At 67.1% G+C, this 10,776-nt stretch carries 10 protein-coding genes; 9 read left to right on the plus strand and 1 reads right to left on the minus strand.

Annotated elements, in window-relative coordinates; all coding sequences use genetic code 11:
- Positions 1-14 precede the first annotated feature (14 nt).
- From purC to J3481_RS09585, 9 genes are all read left to right on the plus strand, one after another.
- Positions 15-734: a phosphoribosylaminoimidazolesuccinocarboxamide synthase gene (gene purC, locus J3481_RS09545; protein ID WP_206831759.1), complete on the plus strand. Its 720-nt coding sequence runs from the start codon at positions 15-17 to the stop codon at positions 732-734.
- Positions 731-991: a phosphoribosylformylglycinamidine synthase subunit PurS gene (gene purS, locus J3481_RS09550; protein WP_206831758.1), complete on the plus strand. Its 261-nt coding sequence runs from the start codon at positions 731-733 to the stop codon at positions 989-991. The genes purC and purS overlap by 4 nt, the downstream gene beginning before the upstream one ends.
- The gene (purQ, locus tag J3481_RS09555; protein ID WP_206831757.1) at positions 988-1,668 is read left to right on the plus strand and encodes a phosphoribosylformylglycinamidine synthase subunit PurQ; all 681 of its coding nucleotides are present in this window, start codon (positions 988-990) and stop codon (positions 1,666-1,668) included. The genes purS and purQ overlap by 4 nt, the downstream gene beginning before the upstream one ends.
- Positions 1,661-3,895, plus strand: a complete 2,235-nt coding sequence (gene purL / locus J3481_RS09560; protein ID WP_206831756.1) for a phosphoribosylformylglycinamidine synthase subunit PurL — start codon at positions 1,661-1,663, stop codon at positions 3,893-3,895. The genes purQ and purL overlap by 8 nt, the downstream gene beginning before the upstream one ends.
- A gap of 20 nt (positions 3,896-3,915) precedes the next feature.
- Positions 3,916-5,358: an amidophosphoribosyltransferase gene (purF, locus tag J3481_RS09565; RefSeq protein ID WP_206831755.1), complete on the plus strand. Its 1,443-nt coding sequence runs from the start codon at positions 3,916-3,918 to the stop codon at positions 5,356-5,358.
- Between the two features lie 3 nt (positions 5,359-5,361).
- Positions 5,362-6,390, plus strand: coding sequence for a phosphoribosylformylglycinamidine cyclo-ligase (gene purM, locus J3481_RS09570; RefSeq protein WP_206831754.1), 1,029 nt, complete (start codon positions 5,362-5,364; stop codon positions 6,388-6,390).
- A 33-nt stretch (positions 6,391-6,423) separates the two neighbouring features.
- Positions 6,424-7,989, plus strand: a complete 1,566-nt coding sequence (gene purH, locus J3481_RS09575) for a bifunctional phosphoribosylaminoimidazolecarboxamide formyltransferase/IMP cyclohydrolase (protein ID WP_206831753.1) — start codon at positions 6,424-6,426, stop codon at positions 7,987-7,989.
- A 15-nt stretch (positions 7,990-8,004) separates the two neighbouring features.
- Complete coding sequence (purD, locus tag J3481_RS09580; RefSeq protein WP_206831752.1) at positions 8,005-9,291, plus strand: phosphoribosylamine--glycine ligase; 1,287 nt, start codon at positions 8,005-8,007, stop codon at positions 9,289-9,291.
- 73 nt (positions 9,292-9,364) lie between these two features.
- Entirely contained in the window at positions 9,365-10,324 is a 960-nt protein-coding gene (locus tag J3481_RS09585) for an EamA family transporter (RefSeq protein ID WP_206831751.1), read from the plus strand.
- 197 nt (positions 10,325-10,521) lie between these two features.
- Here the strand turns inward: J3481_RS09585 and J3481_RS09590 are convergent.
- On the minus strand, positions 10,522-10,776 hold a 255-nt coding region (locus J3481_RS09590; RefSeq protein WP_206831750.1), incomplete at its 5' end, for a hypothetical protein.

Below are 10,776 nucleotides of genomic sequence, written 5' to 3' on the forward strand. Positions count from 1 at the left end.
AAAGGATGGGCGAAATGGCCGAGGAAATCCTGCTCTACGAAGGCAAGGCGAAGAAAGTGTTCGCCACGTCCGATCCGGCCGTGGTTCGGGTTTTGTACAAGGACGACGCCACCGCGTTCAACGGCGAAAAGCGCGGCACCATCGCCGGCAAGGGCGCCATCAACAACCAGGTCTCGAATCTCCTGTTCCGCTATCTCGAAGAGCACGGCGTGCCGACCCATTTCGTCGAGGAGGTGTCGGAGCGCGAGACGCTCGTGCGCAAGGTCGAGATCATCCCCCTCGAGGTGGTGGTCCGCAATCTGGCCGCGGGCAGCTTCGCGAAGCGGTTCGGCATCGAAGAAGGCACGCCGCTCGAACGGCCCCTGGTCGAGTTCTATTACAAGAACGACGCCCTGGGCGATCCCCTCGTGACCGACGATCACGCCCTCCTTCTCCATCTCGCCACCGAGGACGATCTCGCCAAACTGCGGCGGCTGGCGCTCGCGGTGAACGATCTCCTCACCCGCCGCTTCCGAGAAGCGGGGCTTTTGCTCGTCGACTTCAAGCTCGAGTTCGGGCGGCTGCCGTCGGGCGAGATCGTGCTGGCGGACGAGATCTCCCCCGACACGTGCCGGCTTTGGGATGAACGCACGAGGGAGAAACTGGATAAGGATAGGTTCCGGCGCGATCTCGGCGGCGTCGAAGAGGCGTATCAAGAGGTGTTTGCGCGGCTGAAAGGAGGCGTGGCGCGTTGAGGCAGTTCGACGTGGAGGTCAAGGTGTGGCTGAAGCCGTCGGTGTTCGATCCGCAGGGGCACGCGGTGCACGGCGCCCTTGTTTCACTCGGGTTTGAGGGCGCGGGCGAGGTCAGGATAGGAAAGTTCATCCAGATGCAGCTCGAGGCAGAGGACGAAGAGGCGGCCTCGCGCCAGGTGGAGGAGATGTGCCAGAAGGTGCTCGCCAACCCGGTGATGGAGACGTACGCGTTCGCGATCAGGGAGCGAGGCCAATGAGGTGGGCGGTGGTGGTGTTTCCGGGCTCGAACTGCGATCGCGACGCAGAACAGGCCATCCGCCTGATCACGGGAGATCCGGTCGATCTCGTCTGGCATGACGCGGACGACCTCAGCGCATACGACGCCATCGTGTTGCCGGGCGGCTTCTCGTACGGCGATTACCTGCGCGCGGGCGCGATCGCGCGATTCTCGCCCGTGGTGCGCGCCGTGGCGCGCGAGGCGGAGCGCGGCAAACCGGTGCTCGGCATCTGCAACGGGTTTCAGATCCTCACGGAGTCGGGGCTCTTGCCGGGCGCGCTCCTCGCCAACGACCACCTGCAGTTCCGCTGCGAGATCGCGAAATTGCGCGTGGAGACGAACGATTCGCCGTTCACGCGCCTGTATGAGCCGGGGGAGATCATCCGCATTCCCGTCGCGCACGGGGAGGGCCGCTATCACGCGGACGCAGAGGTTGTGGAGGAGCTTCGCCGGACGGGGCGTGTCGCGTTTCGCTACGTCGAGAACCCGAACGGATCGGTCGACGACATCGCGGGCATCTTGAACGCGAGGCGGAATGTGCTCGGCCTGATGCCGCATCCGGAGCGGGCCGTGATCGACTGGATGGGTTCGGAGGACGGCATTCGCATGTTTCAATCGATCCGCGCGCACGTCGAGGAGGGCCTAGCGCATGCGTGAGCCAACGCCAGAAGCGATTCGAGATCAGGCCATCTATCGCAGCCTCGGGCTGACGGACGACGAGTACCAGCTTGTGGTGGAAAAGCTCGGTCGGCTGCCGAACTACGTCGAGGCGGGCATCTTTGGCGTGCTGTGGTCCGAACACTGCAGCTACAAGAGCTCCAAGGTGCACCTCAGGAAGTTTCCCACCACGGGGCCGCAGGTGTTGCAGGGCCCCGGCGAGAACGCGGGTGTGGTCGACATCGGCGGAGGCGTGGCGGTGGCGTTCAAGATGGAGAGCCACAACCATCCGTCCGCGGTCGAGCCGTACCAAGGCGCGGCGACGGGCGTCGGGGGCATCTTGCGGGACATCTTCACCATGGGCGCGCGGCCGATTGCGTTTCTCGACAGCCTGCGCTTCGGGCCGCTCGACGACGCGCGGACCCGCTACCTGTTCGCGCAGGTCGTGGCCGGGATCGGCGGCTATGGCAACTGCGTCGGCATTCCGACGGTGGGCGGCGAGGTGCAGTTTTCGCCGACGTACCGCCAGAACCCGCTGGTGAACGCGATGTGTGTGGGCATTCTGCCGGCGAATGGCATGGTCCGCGGTGAGGCGAAGGGCGTCGGCAACCCGGTCTTCGTCGTCGGCGCGCGCACCGGGCGCGACGGGATCCACGGCGCCACCTTTGCCTCGGCCGAAGACCCGGAGGAAAAGGAGCGTTCCGCGGTTCAGGTGGGCGATCCGTTTCTCGGCAAACTGCTGATGGAGGCCTGCCTCGAGCTCATCGGCACCGGCGCGGTCGTCGGCATCCAGGACATGGGCGCCGCCGGGCTCACGTCGTCCTCCGCGGAGATGGCCAGCCGGGCGGGCGGCGGGATCGAACTCGTGCTGGACAGGGTTCCGGTGCGGGAGACGGGCATGACGCCGTACGAGATGATGCTGTCCGAATCGCAGGAGCGCATGCTCGTCGTGCTGGAGCGCGGCAAGGAGGATGTGGCGTTCTCCATTTTTCGCCGGTACGGGCTCGAGGTGGCCGACGTGGGCCGCGTCACGGACGACGGCATGCTGCGCCTGTTCTGGCGCGGCGAGGTGGTGGCCGAGATCCCGGTCCGCGCGCTCGTGGACGAGGCGCCGGTGTACGAGAGGCCCGTCGGCCCGCCTCTGTCGCCCGCGCGCGCCTCGATTCCCGAGCCGGGCGATCTCGCCGAGGCGTGGCTCCGCCTGATGCGCCATCCGAACATCGCGGACAAGTCGTGGGTGTATCGCCAGTACGACACCATGGTGCGCGCTCAGACGGTGTTTGGCCCAGGCATGGACGCGGCGCTCGTCAAGGTGCCCGATCTCGACAAGGCGGTCGCGATGGCCACCGACGGCAACGCTCGCTATGTGCGGCTGAATCCGAGAAAGGGCGGCGCCATCGCGGTGGCGGAGGCGGCGCGGAACGTCGCCGCCGTCGGGGCGAAGCCGCTCGCCATCACCAATTGCCTCAACTTCGGCAATCCCGAAAAGCCCGCGGTCATGCGCCAGTTGTCCGACGCCATCGACGGCATGGCCGAGGCTTGCCGCGCGCTTGACACGCCCGTGGTGAGCGGCAATGTGAGCTTGTACAACGAGTCGCGCGGCCAGGATATCGATCCGACGCCCATCGTCGGCTGTATCGGCGTGCTGGACGGGATCGCGCGCAGGATGCCGTCCGCGCCGCGAAACGCCAAGGGGCTGAAGCTCGTGCTCTTGGGCCGCGAGGACGATGATCTCGACGGATCGCTCTGGGCCGAGATGGCGTGCGGCGAACCTGTCGGAGACGCGCCTTATCTCGATCTCGCCGAGGAACGCCGCCTGCACGATCTCCTGCAGCAGATTGCGGCCGATGCGGCAGCCGAGGCCGTGCACGACGTGTCCGAAGGGGGGATCGCGGTCGCGGTGGCGGAGATGGCCATCGCGAGCGGCTTTGGGGCGGCCATCGCGGCGCCATCCGGCGTGCGCGCGGCGGGGTGGCTGTTTTCCGAAGCGCAGGGCCGCGCCGTCGTGGCGGCGGCTCCAGAGGCGCTCGCCCGCTTGCTCGATCTCGCCGAACGGTTCGACGTCCCGGCCCGAGTGCTCGGCGAATTCGTCGATGCGCCGTATGTCGAAGTCTCGTTTGCGGATCGCCAGATCCGCGTATCGCTTGTGGACTTGGAGGAGGCGTACCGCACCGCGATTCCGCGCCTCCTTCGCCAAGATGCTGTGAACTCGCGCGCAACGCTTTGACCCAAAAGGAGAGACGAGGCGTGGATAGCGTTCAGAAGCAGGCGGCCTGGGAAGACAGGCCGCGCGAAGAGTGTGGCGTCTTTGGCATCTTCGGTCACCCGCGGGCGGCGGCGCTTACCTATTACGGGCTGGTGGCGCTGCAGCACCGCGGCCAGGAGGCGGCAGGCATCACGTCCACCGACGGATCGCGCATGTACAGCCACAAAGGGCTGGGGCTGTTGACCGACGTGTTTCGCGCCGGCGAGCTCGAGGGACTGCACGGGCATGCGGCCATCGGCCACGTGCGTTATTCCACGGCCGGATCGAACACGATTCAGAACGCGCAGCCCATCGCGCTCGCGACGCACGCGCGCAACTTCGCCATCGCGCACAACGGCAACCTGGTCAACGCGCGCTTCCTGCGCATTCAGCTGGAGGAGCAGGGCAGCCTGTTTCAGACGACGTCCGACACCGAGGTCATCGCGCACCTCATCGCCAAGGAGGGGACGGGGCCGCTGGCCGATCTCGTCGCGCGGGCCGTGCAGAAAATCGAGGGCGGGTTCGCGCTCGTCATCCTGAGCGACGACGAGCTCATCGCCGTGCGGGATCCGTTTGGCCTGCGCCCGATGGTGCTCGGCAAGCTCGGCGACGCGCACGTGGTGGCGTCGGAGTCGTGCGCGTTTGAAACCGTCGGCGCGACGCTGGTGCGCGACGTGGAGCCGGGCGAGATCCTGCACATCACGCCGTCCGGCGTTCGCTCGTTCCGCTTCGCCCCGCGCCAGGCGCGGCGGATGTGCACGTTCGAACACGTGTACTTCGCGCGGCCGGACAGCGACGTGGACGGCTGGAACGTGCACAGCGTGCGCAAGCAGCTCGGGCGCATCCTCGCGGAACGGCACCCGGCGCCGGGCGACATCGTCATCGGCGTGCCGGATTCGAGCGTCTCGGCCGCGGCGGGTTACGCCGAACAGAGCGGGCTGCCGCTCGAGACGGGGCTCATCAAGAACAAGTACATTGCCCGCACGTTCATCCAGCCGTCGCAAGAGCTGCGCGATCTCGGCGTGCGCCTGAAGCTGAACGCCGTGCGATCCGTCGTGGAGGGCAAGCGCGTGGTGCTGATCGACGACTCGATTGTGCGCGGCACGACCTCGCGGCGCATCGTGCGCCTGCTCCGGGGCGCGGGGGCGCTGGAGGTGCACGTGCGCATCTCGAGTCCGCCGTACGTGAGCCCGTGCCATTACGGTATTGACACGGCGAAGGAGGACGAACTCGTCGCGGCTCGCCATTCGATCGAGGAGATCCGGCGCGCCATCGAGGCCGACTCGCTCGAATTTCTCACGGTGGACGAGCTGATGCAGGCGTTCGGCTTTCCGCCGGGCTCGCCCGTGCCGTTCTGCAACGCCTGTTTCACGCGCCGCTATCCGACGAGTCTCATCGATCAGGCGTTGAACGAGGGCATGGAGCCCATCCGCATAGGAGGGTGAACCTTGGATCTGTACAAACAGGCGGGCGTCGACATCGACGCCGGAAACGAGGCGGCGAAGCGGTACGCGAGGCTGGCGAAATCCACCCTCCGGCCGGAAGTCATCGCGGCCATCGGCGGATTTGCCAGCGGTTTTGCGCTCGATCTCGGCCGGTTCAAGGAGCCGGTGCTGGTCTCCGGCACGGACGGCGTCGGCACGAAGCTGAAAATCGCCATGGAGTCGGGGCGGCACGACACCATCGGGATCGACTGCGTGGCCATGTGCGTCAACGACATCCTCACCGTGGGCGCGGAACCGCTCTTCTTCCTGGATTATCTCGCCGTCGGCAAGCTCGACGTGGGCGTGGCGGAGTCGATTGTGGCCGGGGTGGCGGAAGGGTGCCGCCAGGCAGGCGCCGCGCTGGTGGGCGGCGAGACGGCCGAGATGCCCGGCATGTATGCCGACGGCGAGTACGACCTCGCGGGCTTCGCGGTGGGCTGTGTGAATCGCGGCCAGATGGTGGACGGATCGGCCGTGCGGGAGGGCGATGTCCTGCTGGGTCTTGCCTCCAACGGCCTCCATTCGAACGGCTATTCGCTCGTGCGCAAGCTCATCGCCGATCACGGCCTGCGGCTGTTTCAGCGGTTTCCAGGCGAGGAGGCGGACGTGGCCGAGGTGCTTCTGCGCCCGACGCGCATCTATGTGAAGAGCGTGCTGCGCCTGCTCGCCGAAGGGATTCGCGTTTCGGCGATGGCGCACATCACCGGGGGCGGCATCCCCGAGAATCTCCCGCGCGTGTTGCCCGAGGGATGCGAGGCGCAGGTGAGACGCGGCGCCTGGCCGATACAGCCCGTGTTCGCGTGGTTGCTTCAGGCGAGCGGCCTTCCCTGGGAAGAGGCGGCCCGCATCTGGAACCTCGGCGTCGGCTACGTGATTGTGCTGCCGGAGACGGAGGCGGCGCGCGCGCGGCGGCTGCTCGAAGATGAGGGCGAGATCGTGTACGAGATGGGGCGCGTCGCGCGAGGGGAACGGCGCGTGGCGTTTGTCGACTAGATGAGAGCGGAGATTCCGCAAAGGAGTGGGAACGTGGCCAAACTGGCGCTCGTCAGCGTCTACGACAAGGAAGGGATTGTGCCGTTCTGCGAAGAGCTGCGCCGACTCGGCTTTGAGATCCTCTCGACGGGCGGCACCGCGAGACTCCTCGAGCAGGCGGGCATCCCGGTGACGCCCATCGACCTCTATACCGGCTTTCCCGAGATCTTGGACGGGCGCGTGAAGACGCTCCATCCGCGGGTGCACGGCGGCCTGCTCGCGCGCCGCGATCTGCCGGAACACCTGCGGCAGATTGAACAGCACGGCATTCGCGCCATTGATCTCGTCGCGGTGAACCTGTATCCGTTCGCGAAGACCATCGAGCGCGAGGGCGTGACGGACGAAGAGGCCATCGAGATGATCGACATCGGCGGTCCGGCCATGCTCAGGAGCGCGGCCAAGAATCACGCGTTCGTCCTGCCCATCGTCGATCCCGCGGACTACGGCCGGGTGATCGACGTGCTGCGCCAAGGGGATGTGCCGCGCGCGCTGCGCCGCGAGCTCGCGGTGAAGGTGTTCCGCACCCTGTCTCACTACGACGCGCTCGTCGCCGACTACCTGGCGGGCGATCTCGGCAACTCATCGCTCGAAGAGGACTGGCCGCAGGTGTTCCACGTGACGGGCGTGGCCAAACAGGCGCTGCGCTACGGGGAGAATCCGCATCAGCGCGCGCAGTTCTACATGGAGCCCGGCGCGACCCGGGCCACCATCGCGCGGGCCGAGCAGCTTCAGGGGAAGGAGCTGTCGTACAACAACATCCAGGACGCCGACAGCGCGCTCCAGATCGTCCGCGCGTTTGACGACTTTGCTGCCCCCGTCGCCGTGGCGGTGAAGCACATGAATCCGTGCGGGATCGGCCGGGGGGAAACCATCGAGGAAGCCTTCGAGCGGGCGTACGAGGCGGATCCTGTCTCGATTTTCGGCGGCATCGTCGCGCTCAACCGCGAAGTGGGCCGGCGGCTGGCGGAGCGGCTGGCCGGCATCTTTCTGGAGATTGTCATCGCGCCGTCGTTCACGGATGAGGCGCGCGAAGTGCTGGCCAAGAAGAAGAATCTGCGGCTGTTGACCGTCGACATGGAGCAGCCGCTGTGGCGCCCCGGCGACGTCACCTTCCGGCGCGTGAGCGGCGGATTTCTGACGCAAACGGTCGATCTCGCCCTGCCCGTCGATCCCAGCGCGTGGCGCGTCGTGACGCGGCGCGCGCCCACGGACGCCGAGTACGAGGCGCTGCGCTTCGCGTGGCGAGCGGTGCAGTTTGTGAAGTCGAACGCGATTGTCGTGGCGGATCGCGACAAGACGCTCGGCATCGGCGCGGGGCAAATGAACCGCGTGGGCGCGGCCGAGATCGCGCTCAAGCAGGCGGGGTCCCGCGCGCGGGGGGCGGTCCTGGCGTCGGACGCGTTCTTCCCGATGCGGGACACGGTCGACGCCGCGGCGCGCGCCGGCATCACGGCCATCGTCCAGCCGGGCGGGTCCATCCGGGATGAGGACAGCATTCAGGCGGCGGACGAGGCCGGGATCGCGATGGTCTTCACCGGAGAGCGGCATTTCCTGCACTGAGGAGGAGACGAACGGATGGGAATCGAAGGGCAGAGGCCGCGCGTGCTCGTCGTCGGCCAGGGCGCGCGTGAACACGCCATCGTGTGGAAGCTGGCGCAGAGCGCGCGCCAGCCACAGTTGTACGCCGCACCCGGCAACCCCGGAATCGCGGAGTTGGCAGACGTCCTTTCCCTGAACGCGTCCGATCACGGCGCCATCGTGCGGTTCTGCGCGGAGAAGGGCGTCGACCTCGTCGTGATCGGCCCTGAGCAGCCGCTCGCGGAGGGACTGGCTGATGCCCTCGCCGAGGCGGGCATTCCGGTGTTCGGTCCGACCCGGTCCGCCGCGCAGCTGGAAGCGTCCAAGGCCTTCTCCAAGCGCGTGATGGAGGAGGCGGGCGTTCCGACCGCGCGCCACCGCACGTTTGCGGATTTGGACGAGGCGCGCGCGTATGTTCGCGCGCAAGGGGCGCCGATTGTAGTCAAGGCGGACGGGCTTGCGGCCGGCAAAGGCGTCGTCGTGGCGCAGACGGTCGCCGAGGCCGAGGCGGCGCTCGAGGACATGCTCGTCGGCGGGCGGTTCGGTGCCTCCGGGCGGCGGGTCGTGATCGAGGAATTCATGGAAGGCGTCGAGCTGTCGCTCATGTACTTCGTGGACGCCCACACGGCCGTGCCGATGCTTCCCGCGCGCGACTTCAAGCGGCTGTTGGACGGCGATCGCGGACCGAACACAGGGGGCATGGGCGCCTTTTCGCCCGTGCCGCGGGTGACGGGTGACGTGATCGACCAGGTGACGCAATCCATCGTGCAGCCGACGCTCGCGCGCCTGCGCGACATGGGCGTCGTGTACCGCGGCGTGCTGTACGCGGGCCTGATGTTGACCGCGGAGGGGCCGAAGGTGGTGGAATTCAACTGCCGCTTCGGCGATCCCGAGACGGAGGTCGTCCTGCCGCTCTTCGCGGGCGATCTCCTCGAGGTGATGTGGGCCGTGGCGCACGATCGGCTCGATCCTGCCATGGTGACATGGCACGCGCACGCGGCGGTGTGTGTGGTCATGGCGAGTTCGGGTTATCCGGCGTCGTCCGAGGCGGGCACGCCCATCGAACTGCCGGGCGCGCTGCCGGACGGGGTCACCGTGTTTCACGCGGGCACGCGGCGGGGCGAGAGCGACCGGCTGGAGACGGCCGGCGGGCGCGTGTTGACCGTCACGGCCGTCGCGCCCGACATTCCCGCTGCCGTCGATCGCGCCTATTCGGCCGTCGCATCGATTCACTTTAGCGGAGCGCAGTATCGCCGCGATATCGCACATAATTGGCAATCCTAGCAATGTGCGCTATCCTTATCTGCGGAGGTGCGGCCGCGAGCGCCGCGGCCGCGTCCGCGGAGGAGGGATCGCCTTGTACGCCATCATGATGCTCGCTGCGGCGGCGATGTATGGGCTCGTCTCGCCGGTTCTTCGCTTGGCTTACGCGGCCGGGCTCGATCCCGCCGCGGCCACCGATGCCCAGTACGCCATCGCCGCCGCCTGCCTTTGGCTCGTGGCGCTGTTCCGGCACCGGGGCAAGCGGATCGATCGCCGGCAGTGGGCGCTCATCGTCATCATCGGCCTCATGAATGCCCTGTTTTGCTACACGTATTACCGGGCGCTCGCCGTGCTCCCGGCTTCCCTCGCCATCGTGTTCATGTTCCAGTTCGTGTGGATGGCCACCCTGATCGACGCCTTGTGGCATCGCCGTTGGCCCGGGATCGCGAAATGGATTGGGCTTGTGCTCATTCTTGGCGGCACGGTGCTTGCGGTCGGAGCGACCGGGGCGTCCTGGCGCGAGGTGCCCGTTGGGGCCGTGCTCCTAGGACTCGGCGCCGCGCTGGCCTACGCCATCAACTTGACCCTCTCCGCGCACAACGATCCGGCCGTCTCCCCCGAGCTTCGCTCTGCCCTCGTCATCACGGTGGCCGGCGTCGCTGTGCTCACCGTCTTCCCGCCTGGCTCGTTTGTGCATCATCTGGCGCAACGGCCTGCTCCGACGCTCTTCTGGGGATTTTGGATCGCGCTTCTGAGCCAGGTCTTACCGACGCTGTTCGCGCTCGTGGCCATCCCGCACATCGGGGGGCGCATGGCGGCCGTGCTTGGCACGCTGGAGTTGCCGGTGGCCGTGATCGGCGCATGGCTCTTGAACGGCGATCACGTCTCACCCATGCGGTGGCTCGGCGTCGCACTGATCCTCGCCGGCATGGTGGTGAGCGAAACCCTCAGCAGGGAACGGGGGGCGATGGCGGCAGCAGCGCACCCGCCAGCGCGGCGCGCCTGGTGGCGACGGGTCGGCTTTGCGCGGTGGCGGGAAGCGTCGCGCCGCTGATCGCCGTCGCACGCCCTGCGTGCGGGTGTGTTTCGCGCCGTGCGGGGAAGCGAATTCCGGCTTGATGCGGCGCGGGGGCGCGCTGGGCGTTCGCGGGCGGTTCGAGGAAGGTCGTTCGTTTCGCATCCGCAGCCGATACGTAAGGGTAAATTTGGATTGGACCTCGATGGTTGACACGCAAAGTGAACGGTGATATATTACCTATCGCTGCTCGCGAGAGCGGCTGCCGCGAAACGGCTCGCTTCAAACGGAAGCGAGGCGCGGTTCAAGTCTTGATGGGGCTTGACAAAAGCGGTGCGAAAGTGATAAGATGAACGAGCTGCCGCGAGGCGGCGCGAAAGCCGCGGGATACTGCGGAGTCGCTCCTTGAAAACTAAACACACAAGACCACCAAGCCCGTGAGTCTTGACGACCACGAAGTCAGGATAAGCTGTTTGGATTGAGAGTTTGAT

Origin of the sequence: Alicyclobacillus fructus (assembly GCF_017329605.1) — a bacterium.
Taxonomy (GTDB): Bacteria; Bacillota; Bacilli; order Alicyclobacillales; family Alicyclobacillaceae; genus Alicyclobacillus; species Alicyclobacillus fructus.